This window comes from Mucilaginibacter rubeus (genome assembly GCF_014643835.1).
Lineage (GTDB): Bacteria > Bacteroidota > Bacteroidia > Sphingobacteriales > Sphingobacteriaceae > Mucilaginibacter > Mucilaginibacter rubeus.
Map to the genome: position 1 here is coordinate 73383 of NZ_BMKD01000009.1, position 17981 is coordinate 91363.

At 43.4% G+C, this 17981-nt stretch carries 14 protein-coding genes; all 14 read right to left on the bottom strand.

Features of this window, described 5'->3' with window-relative positions; translation table 11 throughout:
- The 14 genes from IEX80_RS24130 to IEX80_RS24195 all read right to left on the bottom strand — a co-directional run bounded on the left by IEX80_RS24130 (window position 1) and on the right by IEX80_RS24195 (window position 17943).
- Window positions 1–864 (bottom strand): cell division protein FtsQ/DivIB, encoded by an 864-nt coding sequence (locus tag IEX80_RS24130; RefSeq protein WP_175490020.1) that lies wholly within the window; start codon window positions 862–864, stop codon window positions 1–3.
- Window positions 857–2215: a UDP-N-acetylmuramate--L-alanine ligase gene (gene murC, locus IEX80_RS24135; RefSeq protein WP_188834411.1), complete on the bottom strand. Its 1359-nt coding sequence runs from the start codon at window positions 2213–2215 to the stop codon at window positions 857–859. Before murC ends, IEX80_RS24130 begins: the two co-directional genes overlap by 8 nt.
- A gap of 53 nt (window positions 2216–2268) precedes the next feature.
- Entirely contained in the window at window positions 2269–3417 is a 1149-nt protein-coding gene (murG, locus tag IEX80_RS24140; protein WP_090531263.1) for an undecaprenyldiphospho-muramoylpentapeptide beta-N-acetylglucosaminyltransferase, read from the bottom strand.
- Window positions 3418–3488: 71 nt separating this feature from the next.
- The gene (locus tag IEX80_RS24145; protein ID WP_188834541.1) at window positions 3489–4673 is read right to left on the bottom strand and encodes an FtsW/RodA/SpoVE family cell cycle protein; all 1185 of its coding nucleotides are present in this window, start codon (window positions 4671–4673) and stop codon (window positions 3489–3491) included.
- Window positions 4674–4776: 103 nt separating this feature from the next.
- Window positions 4777–6153: a UDP-N-acetylmuramoyl-L-alanine--D-glutamate ligase gene (gene murD, locus IEX80_RS24150; protein WP_188834412.1), complete on the bottom strand. Its 1377-nt coding sequence runs from the start codon at window positions 6151–6153 to the stop codon at window positions 4777–4779.
- A gap of 132 nt (window positions 6154–6285) precedes the next feature.
- Window positions 6286–7527: a phospho-N-acetylmuramoyl-pentapeptide-transferase gene (gene mraY, locus IEX80_RS24155; protein WP_188834413.1), complete on the bottom strand. Its 1242-nt coding sequence runs from the start codon at window positions 7525–7527 to the stop codon at window positions 6286–6288.
- 117 nt (window positions 7528–7644) lie between these two features.
- Window positions 7645–9105 carry a UDP-N-acetylmuramoyl-L-alanyl-D-glutamate--2,6-diaminopimelate ligase gene (locus tag IEX80_RS24160; protein WP_091173855.1) on the bottom strand — a complete coding sequence of 487 codons (1461 nt, stop codon included), beginning with the start codon at window positions 9103–9105 and terminating at the stop codon, window positions 7645–7647.
- A complete protein-coding gene (locus IEX80_RS24165; protein ID WP_188834414.1) occupies window positions 9102–11201 on the bottom strand; it encodes a PASTA domain-containing penicillin-binding protein in 2100 nt (699 codons plus the stop codon). The genes IEX80_RS24160 and IEX80_RS24165 overlap by 4 nt, the downstream gene beginning before the upstream one ends.
- Window positions 11191–11598, bottom strand: coding sequence for an FtsL-like putative cell division protein (locus tag IEX80_RS24170; RefSeq protein ID WP_091173863.1), 408 nt, complete (start codon window positions 11596–11598; stop codon window positions 11191–11193). The genes IEX80_RS24165 and IEX80_RS24170 overlap by 11 nt, the downstream gene beginning before the upstream one ends.
- A complete protein-coding gene (gene rsmH, locus IEX80_RS24175) occupies window positions 11595–12497 on the bottom strand; it encodes a 16S rRNA (cytosine(1402)-N(4))-methyltransferase RsmH (RefSeq protein ID WP_188834415.1) in 903 nt (300 codons plus the stop codon). The genes IEX80_RS24170 and rsmH overlap by 4 nt, the downstream gene beginning before the upstream one ends.
- On the bottom strand, window positions 12494–12955 hold the full coding sequence (locus tag IEX80_RS24180) for a division/cell wall cluster transcriptional repressor MraZ (RefSeq protein WP_188834416.1): 462 nt from the start codon (window positions 12953–12955) through the stop codon (window positions 12494–12496). Before IEX80_RS24180 ends, rsmH begins: the two co-directional genes overlap by 4 nt.
- Before the next feature lie 668 nt (window positions 12956–13623).
- A complete protein-coding gene (locus IEX80_RS24185; protein WP_188834417.1) occupies window positions 13624–14859 on the bottom strand; it encodes a PepSY-associated TM helix domain-containing protein in 1236 nt (411 codons plus the stop codon).
- 56 nt (window positions 14860–14915) lie between these two features.
- Window positions 14916–17375 (bottom strand): TonB-dependent receptor, encoded by a 2460-nt coding sequence (locus tag IEX80_RS24190; RefSeq protein ID WP_188834418.1) that lies wholly within the window; start codon window positions 17373–17375, stop codon window positions 14916–14918.
- A gap of 142 nt (window positions 17376–17517) precedes the next feature.
- Window positions 17518–17943 (bottom strand): hypothetical protein, encoded by a 426-nt coding sequence (locus tag IEX80_RS24195; RefSeq protein WP_090529918.1) that lies wholly within the window; start codon window positions 17941–17943, stop codon window positions 17518–17520.
- Window positions 17944–17981 lie beyond the last annotated feature (38 nt).

Genomic DNA, 17981 nt, shown 5'->3' on the forward strand with positions numbered 1-17981 from the left:
TTACAATTTAATTTGAGATGTATCCCTTTTCGTCCTAAGCGAATCCTGTTTGGCAGTTTTAGCTGCCTTAATTGAATCTGCTTTTATATTTTCATTTTTTATACCAATAACCTGGTTGGTATATTTTACATTGATCACTTTATAAGTATCCCAGCCTACCTTTGGCAGCACCTGCTTGTAAAAAGCCTGCAGGTTGTTCAACTTTACGTTAAGCGAATCCGCATTACCGATCAGGATCCTTTGGTTGCCCACTCTCGGAATCAGCTCTATCTCGCGCTCACTGTTCACATACATCTGCGCTATCTGTGCATCCCAAAGCGAATCCTTACGGATATAATCAGCCGTTTTAAACAAATCTTTAGCCAGGCGCGTATGTAACGAATCAACCCGGTTGGTAAACAGCTCTTCGATAAAACCATTAGCTACCAATACCCTCGCGGTAAAGTTTGATGATAGCGGAATCTTTAAGCCGTTTTGATCTACATAAAAATCCATATCATAATGGTTCATGATGCGCAATATCGGCTGGCGCTGGCTTACTTCAACCCTCAGTACACCGTCCATTTCGGTATAAACTTTAGCAAACTCAATAAACGGGTTCGCTTTCAATTTATCTTCCAGTTCCTGGATATTGATATTTTCGATAGGCCTGCCTACCAATGAGTGACTGGTAACTTCAATAATATGATCAACCTCCTGCTTGTCAATAAAATATTGCCCGCCGGGGATGCTTACGTTTACCGCGGTACACTTTACACCCGCTTTTTTTGTTTCAATAAAACTCATAAGCACCACAAGGCCACCCAGGCTTATTACCCAGGCACAACCTATTAACAGACGCTTCCAAATGAGTTTTTTATTCATTGCTTAATACTTGTTTTAAAGGTTGTACCAGCGTGTCAATATCACCGGCACCTACCGTTAACAATAGTTCGGGCTTTTCGGCAGCTACAGCGGCTACCGCGGCCTCTTTACTCAGTATCTTTTTATTTTGCAATTGCATGCGGTTAAGCAGCATTTGCGAGTTAACCCCTTCTATCGGCAATTCGCGCGCCGGATAAATTTCCAGCAATATCAGCTCGTCTACCATATCCAGCACCTCGGCAAAACCATCGGCAAAGTCGCGGGTGCGGGTAAATAAATGAGGCTGAAATATGGCCGTTAACTTCTTAGCCGGGTATAATCTTTTTATTGATGATATACAAGCCCTCAGTTCCTCGGGGTGATGTGCGTAATCATCAATGTAGATATGCTCCGGTGTTTTAACAATGTATTCAAACCTGCGTTTAACTCCTCTGAAGGATGCCAGCGCTTCTTTAATATTTTCCGGTGATATAGCCAGTTTCAGTACCGCTTCAATGGCTGCTACGGCGTTCTCCACATTGTGGGTGCCGGCTATGCCCATTTTTATATCCGTGATATTTACCGCATTACTGTTATAATCGAAATAGAAATCGCCGTCAATGATCCTCACGTTTGAAGCATGTGCATCAGCAGTTTCATCTTCGAAAGCATAGGTGTAACCACCATCCAAAGGCAAACCATTTTTGTGCACCAGCGTACCACCCGGTTTTATCTGCGAAGCGAACAGCTTAAACGATTCGGTTAGATGCGCGTGATCACCATAGATATCCAAATGATCGGCATCCATTGAGGTGATGATAGCCACATCCGGATATAGGGTAAGGAACGAGCGATCATATTCATCGGCCTCAACCACCATTACGTTGTTTTTGCCATACAGCACATTGGTTTGGTAATTTGATGAAATACCACCCAAAAAAGCAGAGCAATCATTACCCGATGCCTTAAGCAAATGCGCTACCATGGTTGAGGTGGTAGTTTTGCCATGTGTACCCGCCACAGCAATAGTAAATGAGCTCTTGCTGATCAAGCCTAAAACCTGCGAGCGTTTATAGAGCTCAAAGCCGTGGTTTTTAAAATAGTTAACAATGTGCGAATCCTTCGGTACCGCCGGTGTATAAATAATCAGCGTATCGTTGCATGGTTTTTGGAAACTCATAGGGATATAATCCGCATGATCTTCAAAAACAACCTGGATCCCCTCGTTGTGCAACTGGTTTGTTAAATCAGTCGACGTTTTGTCATATCCGCAAACAATGCAACCCAAATGATGGAAATAGCGTGCCAGGCCGCTCATACCGATGCCGCCTATGCCTATGAGATAAACTCTTTTTATATCGTGCAGTTCCATTTCAATTTGTTTTAAAAAGGCCCTCCTCCCTTTGGAAGAGGAGGACCATCATTTTAATTGTTACTTATTATTTGGATAAGTTCCTTTGCTATTACTTCATCGGCATTTGGCATGGCCATTTTACCAATGTTTGTGCTCAATTTTTTTTGCAGGTCGCGGTCTTCCAGTAATTCAAGCGCCCGGTCAACCAGTTTTGCCTCAGCATCTCTGTCGGCAACAAAAACGGCTGCGTTTTCATGCACCAGCGCTAACGCGTTTTTTGTTTGATGATCTTCGGCCACATTTGGCGAAGGCACCAGGATCACCGGCTTTTTAATGGCACACAGCTCGGCAATAGTGCCTGCACCCGCCCTTGATATGATAATATCGGCGGCGGCGTAAGCCAAATCCATCCGGGTTAAAAACTCCCTGATCTGCAGATCGGGGTGATAATTTTCGCCCAACTTTTCGATAATGCTTTTATAATAAAACTTACCGGTTTGCCATATCACCTGTACATCGGCAGCCAGCAGTTTATCTATACCGTTCATGATACTATTGTTCAGCGTACGCGCGCCAAGACTACCGCCGGTTATCAGTATCGTTTTTTTAAAGTGCGACAAATGGTACAACTCCAAAGCCTGCATATGCTTACCGGCAATGTTCACCGCATCCTTACGGATAGGGTTACCAGTTTTGATGATCTTATCGGCAGGGAAAAACTTCTCCATACCATCAAAGGCCACGCATATTTTTTGGGCATGTTTACCTAACCATTTATTGGTAATACCTGCATACGAGTTTTGCTCTTGTATGAGGTATGGGATCCCTTTCAGTGATGCAGCATATAATAACGGACCCGATGCATATCCACCTACACCTACTGCAGCATCGGGCTTAAAATCTTTAATGATTTTGATAGCCTTGCGTACACTATTGGCAAGTTTGATAGGGAACATCAGGTTTTTTACGATAGAACCGCGCTGAATCCCCTGAATATCCAAACCGATGATCTTGTAACCCGCCGCCGGCACCTTATCCATTTCCATGCGGCCGTTAGCGCCCACAAACAGGATTTCGGTATTGGGATCAATATGTTTTAAAGCATTGGCAATAGAGATAGCCGGGAAGATATGTCCTCCTGTTCCGCCACCGCTTATGATGATACGCGGCGACGCCCCCCCCGCCCCCTGAAGGGGGTGCTTTTGATTGGCTGCTTTCATATCATTGCTTTTATCTGCCACTTCTTATTAATTTTTATATAACCTTGTCAATCGTTCCTCCTTTAGGGGGGTTACGCCGTCCTGATCTCTCCCACTATAATCTTATTAGGCCCGGCATTGTCCTCTTTAATAGTCTTATCTTTTTTAGGTTCTTCAATATCTTTACTCACCGACAGTATAATACCAAAGGCGATGCTTGTAAACAATATCGAAGTACCACCCATACTTACCAACGGTAGCGGCACGCCGGTTACCGGCCCTAAGCCTACAGCTACAGCCATATTGGCAAAAGCCTGTATTGTTAAACTAAAACTTAAACCACAGGCCAGTAGTGCCCCAAACGCTTTCGGAGCCTTCGTTATGATCTTGATACATCTATACAGCAGGAATACATAGATCCCTACTACTATCACTCCGCCTACCAAACCATACTCCTCAACTATAATGGCGTAGATCTCATCAGAGTATGACTCGGGCAGGTAATTTCTTTCTGTGCTGTTCCCTGGGCCTTTGCCAAATAACCCGCCTGTTGCGATGGCAATTTTTGCGTGATCGCTTTGGAAAGATTTATCGGCCTTTGCCAGTTCGGGGTGCATAAATACCTTCATACGGGATACGTAAGTATGCCTCCTCGGCCCCAAGAATATTACGCCCAGCAACAATATAAAACCTGCAGCACAGGTAATAGCTATTTGCCTGATACTGATCCGGCCGATGATCAACAGTAATATGCTAACCCCAAATAACATTAACGCTGTTGAAAGGTTAGCTAATGCAATCAGGATAAACACCACACAAACCGAACCCATGATAGGCAAAAAAGATTCTTTAACATTCTTAATGTTTTCCTGCTTGCGCGATAATGTACGGGCCAGATAAGTGATCAATGCCAGTTTGGCCAAATCCGAAGTCTGAAAGCTTAACCCTGTTCCCGGGATAGCTATCCAGCGGCTTGCATTATTAATATGACTACCAAAAACCAATGTATACAGCAACAGCGGAATGGTAACGATCATCATTACCTTAGAGATACCTGCATAATAGCGGTAATCAAGCTTGTGCGAAAAATACATCAGCGCAATCCCACCTACTATCATGAACACGTGTTTCATGAGGATGATCTCGACCCCCTTACCCTGCTTAAATGCCAGCGTACCAACCGAACTATATACCGCCAACAAGGATATAACAGAAAGCAGTATGACTATAAGCCATATCCAGCGATCTCCTTTTGTGTTATTTAATATCCTATGCATTGCAACTTTATTTTCTTTATTTGTCCATAGCCCATAGTCGATAGACCATGATTTAATTTTCATAATCTATGGACTATCGACCATCGACTATGGACTGTTTTACTTACAATTCCTTCACAGCGTCCTTAAACTGCCTGCCGCGGTCTTCGTAGTTTTTAAACAGATCGAAGCTGGCGCAAGCCGGTGATAATAGCACCGTATCGCCTTTAGTTGCCAGGTGATAAGCTACGGTTGCCGCTTCCTGGGCTGATGACGTGTTTACTATAATTTCAACCATATCATCAAAGGCTTCGTGGATGCGTTTGTTATCCTTGCCTAAACACACAATGGCCTTTACCTTTTGCTTAACCAGATCATTAAGCATACTATAATCATTTCCTTTGTCAACACCACCCAAAATCAGCACTACATCGCTGGTCATACTTTCCAAAGCGTACCATGTTGAATTAACATTGGTAGCTTTTGAATCGTTGATGAAGCGGATACCGGATATATTGGCAACAAACTCCAGGCGGTGCTCAATGCTTTTAAAGTTGCCCATGCTCTCCCTCATCGTTTCGTTGCGTAGCTCCAACACTTTTGCCACAATACCCGATGCCATGGAGTTGTAAATATTGTGTTTGCCTTGCAGGGCCAGATCTTGAATTGACATTGTAAAATGTTCTTGTGTTGTGTTAATGACAATATTGTCGTTGTTATCCAGGTATGCCCCCGGTTCAAATTTTTGCTGTATGGAAAACGGCAACAGCTGTGCCCCGAACGTTCGCTCTTTCATTCCCTTTATTGTTTCCGGATCATCGGCACAATAAATGAAATAATCGGCTGCAGTCTGGTTCTGCGTTATCCTGAATTTGGATGCCGCATAATTTTCCAGTTTATAATCATACCTATCCAAATGATCAGGTGTGATGTTTAGTAGTACCGCTATATCAACTTTAAACCTGAACATATCATCAAGCATAAAACTGCTTAGCTCCAGCACATACCAGTCAAACTTTTCGGTAGCAACCTGGTAGGCAAAGCTTTTGCCGATGTTGCCCGCCAACCCAACATTCATCCCCGCATCTTTTAAAATGTGGTAGGTTAAGCTGGTGGTGGTCGTTTTACCGTTTGAACCTGTTATACCAATGATCTTTGCATCAGTGTACCTCCCGGCAAACTCAATCTCCGATATCACAGGTGTCCCATTTTCATGCAGTTTTTTTATGATCGGGGCCTTATCCGGAATACCGGGGCTTTTGATCACTTCTACCGCATTCAGGATCAGTTCTTCAGTATGCTGTTTCTCTTCAAAAGGAATATTCCAATCTTCGAGTTGCTTTTTGTAGTTATCGGCAATGCCGCCAAAATCCGACACAAAAACATCAAAGCCTTGCTGCCGCGCTAAGTAGGCTGCTCCAGCACCGCTCTCTCCCGCACCAAGGATTACTATCCTCACTTTAGGAATTGACTGCGTTGATATGTTATTGTCCTGACTCATTTCTTTTTTCTTTTGGGATTACACCGATCTTTTGGTGATTCCACCGATTTCTTTTTGGTGATTCAATGATATCACCGATTCGCTTTTCTAATATTTTTCTTTCCCTAACCTCTAAGCTTCAATCACTAACCTCTAACGAAGTTTCAACGTTATCACCGTCACTATCGCCAGTATGATACAGATGATCCAGAAGCGGGTAACAATCTTTGCTTCATGGAAACCCTTTTTCTGGTAATGGTGATGCAGCGGCGCCATTAAAAACACGCGCCTGCCTTCGCCGAATTTCTTTTTGGTGTATTTAAACCATGAAACCTGGATAATCACCGAAAAATTCTCTACCAGGAAAATACCACACAGCAATGGCAGCATCAGTTCCTTACGGATCATGATAGCAAATACCGCTATGATACCACCTATAGCCAAACTACCAGTATCACCCATAAACACCTGTGCCGGGTACGAGTTGTACCATAAAAAGCCTACGCAAGCCCCGACAAAGGCACCGGCGAAAATTACTAGCTCACCCGAGTTAGGGATATACATGATGTTCAGATAGTCAGCAATAACCGTGTTACCCGATACATAGGCCAGGATAGCCAGCGTAATGCCGATGATAGCCGAGGTGCCCGTCGCCAGGCCATCAATGCCATCTGTGATGTTGGCCCCGTTGGATATGAACGTGATAATGAGGATCACGAAAAACAGGAATACCACCAGCGCGTATTGCTCGTAACCTTTCCCTAAAAACTTCAACACCTTGGCATAATCAAACTCGTTATTTTTGTAGAATGGCATGGTTGTTTTGGTGGAGTGCACATCCTGGGTATAAACCGGGGTGCTGCGCTTCATGTGAAACTCAACCGGGGCATCGTCCTTAACGGGTAATACAACCTCCTGCCGGATGATGATATTACTGTTGAAATACATTGTCCACCCAACAATGAGTGATAAACCTACCTGACCAATGATCTTAAACCTGCCTGCTAAACCCTCTTTATTCTTTTTAAATACTTTAATATAATCGTCCAGAAAGCCGATGGCACCCAGCCAAACGGTGGTAATGATCATCAGGATCACATACACATTCTCCAGCTTGGCAAACAGCAGTGTTGGTATTAAAATACCCAGCAAAATGATGATACCACCCATAGTTGGCGTACCTGATTTTTGCATCTGGCCTTCCAAACCTAAATTCCTTACGGTTTCGCCCACCTGTTTAAAGCGTAGATAATCTATTAGCCGCCTGCCATAAACAGTAGTGATCAGCAATGAAGTAATTACAGCCATCGCCATCCTGAACGTGATGTATTGAAATACACCTACCCCGGGGATACTGTAATTTTTGCTTAAATAGTTAAACAGGTAATACAACATTGCTTTTTCAATTTGCAGATGTGCAGATTTCAGATGTGCAGATGATTGACTTGCTCATCTTAGTTCTTGCAGATTTGCGTTTTTAATTCCTTTTACTCTCTATCAATTAGTTGATGGTTATACCAAATCCTGGAATTGCCTTTCCAGTTCTTCCATATCATCGAAGTGGTTTTTCACCCCGTTTATTTCCTGATATTTTTCGTGCCCTTTGCCCGCTACCAGGATAATATCACCCGGATTTGCCAGCATACAGGCTGTTTTAATCGCCTCATGCCTGTCGATGATGCTTACTGTATGACGCTTAAATGCCGGGTCGACACCTTCTTCCATTTCCTTGATGATCTGCGCCGGATCTTCGGTACGCGGATTATCGGATGTCAGGATCACTTTATCACTCCACTCACATGCGGTTTTGGCCATGATGGGGCGCTTGGTTTTATCCCTGTCGCCGCCGCAGCCAATTACCGTAATCACCTTTTCATTTCCCTTGCGGATATCATGTATAGTGCTCAACACATTCTGCACAGCATCCGGCGTATGGGCATAGTCAACTATACCTACAACTTTGTTCGGTGCTGTGATATATTCAAAGCGGCCTTCGGCACCTGTAAGTTTGCTCAGGCTCGTAAGCACTTTCGCTTTATCCTGCTCAAGCAGCATCGCGGTAGCGTAAACACCTAACAGGTTGTAAGCATTGAATGTGCCCACCATTTTAAACCATACTTCCTCGCCGTCAATTTGCAGTAATAAGCCGCTGAACTGATTTTCGAGGATTCGGGCTTTATAATCGGCCATGGTTTTAAGGCCATAGCTTTTTTTATGTGCTGCTGTATTTTGCAGCATTACATTACCATTTTTATCATCGCTGTTGGTAAGCGCAAAAGCATCTTTAGGTAAACCATCAAAAAATTCCTTTTTGGCATTCAAATACCTCAGGAAGGTTTTGTGATAATCCAAATGATCGTGCGTTAAGTTGGTAAACACACCACCCGCAAAAACCAAACTCTCGATACGTTTTTGCGAAATGGCATGTGAGCTTACTTCCATAAAGCAATAGTCACAACCGCTGTCTACCATTTCGGCAAGCAAACTGTTTAGCTCAACCGGATCAGGCGTGGTATGGGTTGATGGGATTACTTTACCATTGATCTGATTTTCGACAGTTGAAAGCAAGCCACATTTATACCCAAGATCGCGGAACAGCTGATATAACAACGTTGCGATAGTTGTTTTGCCATTAGTACCAGTTACCCCAACCAGTTTCAGTTTGGCTGATGGATTATCATAAAAATTAGCAGCTACAATGCCAAGCGCCACAGCCGAATCGGCCACCATCAAAAAGTCAACCTCGCCGGTAGTATGGGCAGGCAGGTCTTCGCAAACCACTGCTACAGCACCTTTTTTTATGGCCTGGTCAATATAGTCGTGTCCGTCAACAACGGTGCCTTTTACGGCAACAAACATGGCCCCGGGGATCACTGCCCTCGAATCAAAAGCTATCGCCGTGATCTCCACATCAGCACTTCCCTGCAACTCAGTGAAGGCCAGTCCATCAATTACATCGCTTAAATACCTCATTGCAGTTCTATTAAAATTCGTGATCCTTTTGGTATTGCACTTCCTCCGGTAACCGATTGATTGGTTACTATACCGCTACCGCGTACAGTAACCTTATAGCCGGCGTTACCCATTACATATAACGCATCGCTAAGCCCCATGCCTGTTACCGAAGGCACGGTACCATTTTTATAATTTACCTCTTCAAACGGGATACCATTGCTTGTATCAACAGTGCTGTTAGCCGAAGCATACAACGGTTTAACACCCAATTTTGAATAAACCTTTTTCAGGGCCTTCATATTGCCCTGTTTTACCTGCGGCATTACCGTATTGCCTACATAATGGGCCTGCGGGGTTTGGTTAATGTCCAGATCGTTGGCATAAACCCTGTCGGCCACTTCCCTAAATACCGGGCCGGCAACCTTTGCAGCCAGGTAGTCGCCCTGGGTTGGATTATTGATCACCACAATCATCGAATATTTAGGATGATCGGCCGGAAAATAACCGCAAAAAGAGGCCTGGTATTTTTTATCCTTATAACCTTTTGTTCCGTTAGCCACCTGTGCTGTACCGGTTTTACCCGCCACACTGTAAAGCTTATTTTTAATAACATTTTTGCCGGTACCATTAAGTACTACACCTTCAAGCATACCACGTACCTTACCCAGCGTAGCTTCCGAACATACCTGCTCATTGATCACCCGGGCCTGGAATTGCTCAATAGGGTTACCCAATCTCCTGATCTCACGAACCAGCAGCGGGGCTATCATTTTACCATTATTGGCCACTGAATTGTAATAAGCCAGCATTTGCAGCGGCGTAATATTCATTTCATAACCATAAGCCATCTCAGGCAAACTGTAATTTTTGTTCCAGCTGCGGTTTGATGGATTTTTGATCACCGGCCTGCCTTCGCCGGGAATTTGTAACTGAAGCTTTTCATTCAAATGATAGCTGTACAATTTATTGATATACTGCCACGGGTTATTATGGTAAAATTTATCGACCAATTTTGCCGCAGCCACGTTTGATGATTCTTCAAAAGCACGTTTTACCGACATTTCATAGTTATCATGCTCGGTATCTGTAATTGTCGGCCCTTTCGGGAATTTATATTTACCACCCTCAGCATTAACTATGGTGCTGGTGTCAATCTTATGCTGATCGAGCATGGTCATGTACGATGCCAGTTTAAAGGTCGACCCCGGATCGATAGCGTTACTGATAGCATAGTTCATTTGCTCTTTGTAATCACCGTCCTTAGTACGCGTGTAATTAGCAATAGCCCTGATCTCGCCGGTAGATACTTCCATAAGCACAACGCAGCCATGATCGGCCGCGCTTTTAACCAATTGTTTTTTCAACGCATCCTGAGCCACATCCTGAAAATTCACATTGATGGTTGAAATAATGTCAGCACCATCCTTAGGTGCTATTTCATCATCATCGTCAACCGGCATCCAGATACCGCCAGGTATCCGCTGCATTAAACGCCTGCCGCTTTCACCATTTATATATGATGAATAAGCACCTTCCAAACCAACCGGGTTCTTTACGTTTTCGTTTTTATAACCGATAGTACGTGCCGCCAGCGACTGAAATGGCAGGATCCTTTTATTTTTTTGAATAACGATCAACCCACCTTTGTATTTGCCCATGTTAAACACCGGGAACTGGCGGATCTTTTTCAAATCCTGGTAAGATACCTTACGCCTGATCAACACATAGCGTGAACTATCCCGGCGGGCCTCGCGCAATACACGCGAGTATTCCCTTGCCGATCTGTCACCAAACATACCCGATAGCTTTGCAGCTAACAGATCGATATTGTTGTTAAACGCCGTATCCGATGCAATACCACTGGCCAGCATGTCCATATGCAGCTCATACTCCGGCACCGAAGTAGCCAGCAAGCTTCCATCAACAGAAAAAATATTACCCCTTGCCGCTTCAACGGTTTGGTATTGCGCCGAAAGATCGGCAGCCATAGCTTTCCACTTATCGCCCTGAACATATTGCAGGCGGCAAAGCTGTACCACAACGGCAATGGCCAAAAGCAAAACAAGACCAAAGGCTAAATAAACCCTGGCCAGTATGTTAGTCCTAATTCCCATCTGCAACCTCCTTCACTGTTATTTTTCCCGGTGGATCAACGGATTGACTTAAGCCTAATGTATCTGCCCGCTTGGCCACTTCGGTAAGCGTACTTTTAAAAGCCATATCGGCCTTTGTCGATTTATAATCCCAGCCCAGTTCCTTAACCTCTTTGGTAAGCGCATCAATTTCACGCACCGATTTTTCGGCATAGTGCATATTTCCTATATACACCATCCCCAAAAAGGCTAAAAACAAAATAAAGGGCAAAGCATTGGTGGCCTTCTCGGTTGTAAGAAAGCCTTTGGTAAAAAGTTGCGTAAAAAAGTTATCAGGCAGCTCCCTCGCAGGCCTCTCCTCAATTACCTCTTCAACTTCTTCCTCCTCCTGAATTTCTGTACGTAAACGATTGGTCATTTTTTTACAGCTATCCTTAATTTAGCGCTCCGTGCCCTGTTATTTTTGGTTATCTCTTCTGCCGATGCCGTTACAGCCCCGCGGCTCACTGCGTCAAGCGGTTTATTATCGTTTCCATAAAGGTCTTTCTCCACCTCGCCGCTGAACTTGCCTTTGGTTATGAAGTTTTTTACCAGCCTGTCCTCAAGCGAATGGTATGACATTACCACCAACCTGCCTCCAACACCTAAAACCTCGGCCGACTGCGTTAAAAAATCTTTTAAAGCCTCCAGCTCCTGATTAACCTCTATCCTTAATGCCTGAAACACTTGTGCCAGGTATTTATTTTCTTTTCCTTTCGGGATGCGTGCGCTGATCACATTTTTCAGATCAGCAATGGTAACTATTGGCATATTCAACCTCGCGGTAGCAATAGTTTCGGCCAATGATTTCGCATTCTGAATTTCTCCGTAAATGCCAAAAATCCGGTGCAGGTCGGCAACCGAATAGTTATTTACCACATCCTTTGCAGTTAGCTCGCCCAACTGGTTCATGCGCATATCCAGCCCGGCATCAAACCGAATGGAAAACCCTCGATCCGCCTCATCAAACTGGTGCGATGACACGCCCAAATCGGCCAGAATCCCGTTTACCGGGATAGCCCCATGTAAACGGCAAAAGTTTTTGAGATACCTGAAATTCTGATCTACAAAAACAAAACGTTCATCATCAATTAAATTCCGCTGCGCATCGGCATCCTGATCAAAAGCGATCAGCCTGCCGTTAGGCCCCAGGTGTTTTAAGATCTCGCGCGAATGCCCGCCACCGCCAAAAGTCACATCCACATAAGTACCGTCCGGATCAATGTTTAGCCCATCAATACATTCCTTCAGCATTACCGGTACATGGTACTCACTCATTCCTGCTCCTTACTTTTATTGCCCATCACCCTTTTTGCCAGCGCTCCAAAACTTTTTGGCTCATCATCCATCAGCTTGCGATGCGCTTCGGCATCCCAAACTTCAATTTTATTCAGCTGGCAAGCCAACACTACATCACCTTTTATACCCGCATATTCCAACAGAAACTTTGGCAATAATACCCTGCCGGCAGCATCAGGCATAAGCTCGGTGGCACCACGGGTAAAATATCGTATAAAGGCTATATTATCCTCTTCGTATTCATTAAGTTTGCTCAGTTCTTCAAGTCGTTTATCCCATTCCTTTTTAGTGTATATGACAAGGTATTTTTCAAACCCACGATTGACCACCAGGCCTTCAGATTCCAGTTCAGGAAGCTTTTTTTTAAGGCCAGCCGGTATCATCATCCTAAATTTAGGATCAAGCTTACACTCAAATTCACCGGTTAAAAACGACATTGTATGACTTGGGCAATTTTGTAACGTAAAAGTAAATACTTTTACCACTTTCTACCACTTTCCCCCACTAAAAGTTTTCAACAATTTTTAGCCGGGTCTGTTTTATATTTTTTGAAGATTTTCCAAAATTTCACCTGCAACAAAACAGACTAATAACCAATTAGTTAAATCACATTTCAGTTATAAATATTGAATTATTAGAAAGTGGGAGAAAAACCCATTTATTGCGAAAGCATTACTTTGATAACCTCAGCTATCTGACCTGCCTTGGGGTACTAATATTTTGTATATTAAGCTATTGAACATAACAAATCGCATATACACCTATAAAGTACAAAGACCCGGCCTTAGCATAATGCAACGCACTCATTCCGTCCCTTTTGCATAGAAATATTACGGAATATTACCGACAACGAGCGGAAAAGCTGGAAATATTGGTAAGATATAAGAAAGTATGGGAGCCCTTACCGGCCTTATTGGATCAGGGTTGGGGAGCCGGTGAGATGAATAGTAAGTATTGATACCACATCCGTGATTGCAAGGTACGAAGCAATCATCGACTTAAATGGCGAACCTGTAGGGCCCTTTCCGCTTCGTACCCTATAATAATATTGTAAAAACGAGATTTCCTTTATAAGCCCGAATGATAAATCCCTTATGATATTGTATTATACCGTTGCCTCAGCAGATACCACTCTCATTCTGCCACGAACTGGTTTTTCCTTCTTTTTACGAATCCGGTTTAACCACATCATAACCCCGGTTACCGGGAAGATCAGCGAAATAAGTGTAATAAGAAAAGCTAAAACCTGGGTAGGCCAGCCATAAATGGAACCTGTATGGATTGGTTTAATTACCCCTCTGATACGCTGCCCGAGACTTTTGTCAGCATACAAAATAACTCCGGCAAGCTTGCCGCTGTACTGATCGATATAATAAGTATCAGTGGCCAGTTCAGCGGAACCTTTTTTAAGCACATTAAAAGTATAAACCGCTGCCGTATCGCGCGGATAACGGATGGTGTAATTTTCGGCATCAGCTATTTTGTTGCCTAAGGCACTAACAGCCGCATCTGGCGAGATGGCGGTAACGCCGGGTTGATGAACAGAAAGCAGAGCCTTGATATCTTCTTTACCAGCAATTTTTGAGTTAGTAAGGAAAAACAAAGTGTTATTTGCCCACTTAAAGGTCATTACCAAACCCGAGGCAGAAATGATGATCAAAAATATAGAGGTATAAAAACCGGTGACAATATGCAGATCATGCGTGAGGCGCTTGCCGCTGCCGTCCCATTTTATCTTAAGCCGCTGCTTCATAATGGCCTTGGTTTTAGGCCACCAAAGTATTACGCCCGTAATCAGTATCCCCAGGAAAAAGAGGGTTGAAATACTGATCACCCAATCGCCCACACTATTCTTTCCGCCTAACAGATAACGGTGAAACATTTCTACCGAATACAGGAATGTTTGCCTGCGGTTAAACCGATCAACTATTTGCCCGGTATAGGGGTTTACAAAAGCTATAAGGTTTGCGCGTTCGGCACCTTTTGCTTTGATATCTTTTTTTCCATGAGCTCCTGCATGCCTGTTTGCTTTTGGGGCGGCAACCGATTTATTATTTTTCTTTTCGGGCACAATAAGCCCAACCTCTACCGCACGCGCAGGATCATCATAAACCATAACCGTTGCCAGCTTTGATTTATGGATTTGTTTTAATACCCCTGCTGTTAAATCAGCCAGCAGCAACCTCTTTTCCTGCGGCTTTACGAAGTACCGCTGCGGATGAAGTGCCTGCTGAATTTCCTTTTCAAAAACCAGCATTGTACCTGTTAAGCACGAACAGAAAATAACCACCCCGGCAGCAAGGCTTAAATAAAGGTGTATGGTGCGAAAAAAAACTTTCATCGGTTGTTATAAGCATAAAAACCGGGCATGTTGCCATGCCCGGTTAGTTTAATTAATTAAAATTTATAACTCAATGTGGTCAGGAACTGCCTTGGCGGTATAGGGTTAATGCTATAGTTTTCGTGCACATTGTAATTAAGCACGTTGCCAATATTAGAGATCTTACCAATAATGGAAATCTTTTTATAAGTATAACCCACCGAAGCATCAACCGTTGTAAAGCCCGGCACATTAACTAATCTTGATATAGTTTGGGCTTGACCAACTGTATTGGTATTACCCGCAACACGATCGCCCAGGTAATAAACAGACGCACCTACTTTGAATCCTTTTAAATCGCCATTGTAAAAGGTATAAAATATGCTTGTATTGGCGGTGTGTTTTGGTGTATTCAGCAAAGGCTGGCCGGCTATGTTACTGCCCAGCGCGGTTCCTGTTTTAGTATATTTGGCATTGGTATAGCTATAGCCCGCCAATACATCCAAGCCCTTTACCGGGTGACCGGCGATATCAAGTTCCACCCCATCGCTTTTGGTTTCACCGCTCAGCACTTTGATGTTGGTATTGGTGTTCTCTTTCCCATCGGGACCGAAAGGTGCAGTTTGGGCCAGGTTATTATTTTTAATACGGTATGCTGTTACATTTACCGACAGGTTGCCATTCAGGAAATCATTTTTAACGCCAACTTCATACTGGTCAACTATCGACGGATCAAGCGGAGCGCCATTAATATCAGACCCCGTATTCGTAATGAAAGAATTGGAATAGCTTGCAAACAAGGCAGTATTTGCTATTGGTTTATAAACGATCCCAACACGCGGCGAAAACGCTTTATCTTCTTTCCCGGCAGCTGGTTTGGCTGGGGCAATAGGGCTGTAATTGGTAACTGTCGTAGGCGCTACATACTGGTATGACCAACGGATTCCCGCAAGCACCTTAACTTTTTCAGATAAACTGATCAAATCGTTAGCATAAGCGCCAAAACGATTGGTAGCCGTTAAAATGCTATAAAACGGGTTCATCTGCGGTTTATCGGTACGGAGGATATACTTATTAAGGTCAAAAATGTTGATGGTATCATAAACCGCTTTTTGCTTAGTATTTGTTTGGTCAAGATAAGTCGAAACCCCATCTACGGTGGTAACGTAGGTATAAGCATTATTGCGGTACCAATCGGCATCAACACCGACCAAAATATTGTGTTTTATAGCACCTGTGTTAAATTGTCCGGTAATATTGAACTGGCCGGTATAATAATCTTCAAGCGTTTTAGCCCGGTTCAGTGTGCGGCCCCAGTCACCATTGGGGTTAGGCAATACACGTTCGGTGGTTTGGTATTGGCGGTTAAAGTGCTGGTATGAAAAACCGCCGCTTAACTGCCAAAGGCTATTAAGCTGATGGTTAATGGTTGCCGTTGCGGTAGTTTGTTTGGTATTACCGGTTGACCATGATGCACCCAAATACCGATTACGAGGAGCGTTGGCAATAACGTTATTGATTTGCCCGGTTCCGAAATCGGGGGTAAAATCGTAGTTAAGATAATCACCTTCAACAATTAAAGTCGTTTTATCACTTATTTTGTACAGGAATGAAGGATTGACGTATTCTTTTTCTGATTTTACATTATCGCGAAAGCTTTTGGCATTTTCATAGGTACCATTTACGCGATATGCTAATTTGGAAGATATAGGGCCGTAAACGTCAAACGACGGGCGGTAAAGATCATAGCTGCCGTAGGTCATCGACACCTGGCCGCCCTGCGTAAATAAAGGTTTTTTGGTTACCATATTCAGGATGCCGCCGGGCGCAACGTTACCGTATAACAATGCAGCACTGCCTTTCAATATTTCAACACGCTCCAGTGAACTGATTTCCGGCACAACGCCCGAGTTAACCCTGAACCCGTTTTTAAAAATGTTATTGCTTCCAAAATTATAACCACGGGCGCCAAATGTTTCCTGGGTATTGCCCCTTCCACTGTACAGGTACACGCCATTTACGTTTTTGATAACATCGCTTAAACGCAATGACTGCTGCTGATCAAGCACATCGCGGCCTATTACAGTAACGCTTTGCGGCAAGTCCATTGGCGATACGTTCATTTTGCCGATGCTTAACTTTTTACGGTTGATGGTTTTTGTTGAAGAAACTACCACCTCATCTAACTGGGCCGAGCTTTCATTAAGTTTAAAGGATACTTCGGTTGTTTTATTTGCGAAAACTTTTACAGTTTGCTCTTCGGTTTTTGTACCAACATATGAAGTAACCAGGGTGTAGGTGCCCGGTTTAACGTTATTGAAAGCGAATGATCCGTTATCGGTTGTGGTGGTACTTTTATTTAATCCTTTAATGGCAACATTTACAAATGAAGCCGGCTTATCGTCGCTGGTTTTAACAACACCGGTTATTTTGCCGTTATTGCCTTCGTCATCAGCTTTAAGGATCAAGATATTTACAAACAGGAATAAAATTAAAAAGGGGATTGTGCGCAGGTAATAGTAAAGATTATTCGTCATTCTATTTAGATTAAGTCTAATTAAGCGCAAAAGTATAAAAAGACTTTTTATCTGCAAGTTTTATTTATAATTAGTTTAAATAAGCGCAAGCATAAAGGCCGCAATTTTCACTTGCAGCCTTTTATCGTAGGAAAAAAATGTATTAATTAAGCACTATAGTAGCCGGACCGGATACTTTAGCTATATGGCAATTACATCCACCCGAAATTTTAAACAGCGCGGTTTGGGTGGCACCTGTTTGGATATTGGTTACAGTAAGCTCCACGTCATCGCCTTCGGTCGAGAACTCATTTTTATTATTATCTGTAGCGATGGTATACAAATGCGGGCCTACAGTTGTTGAAGGAGGCCCCGGGTTTCCTTTAGCTATTACGGTTTGTTTGGTACGTAGATTTACAACCTTTACATCTTTTCCAAATGCCATTTGACCATCCTTATCAACAAAATTTACATATAGCGATGCGAAGTTCAGCGTGCAGGCCTGGCTTGGACAGCCGGTTTGCTGATTATGTTTTTTACAGCCCAATAAGACTGAAGCTATCATAAAAAGGATGATATATTTATACATGGCTATAGGTTTAATTAATAACCTTTACGACATTATGG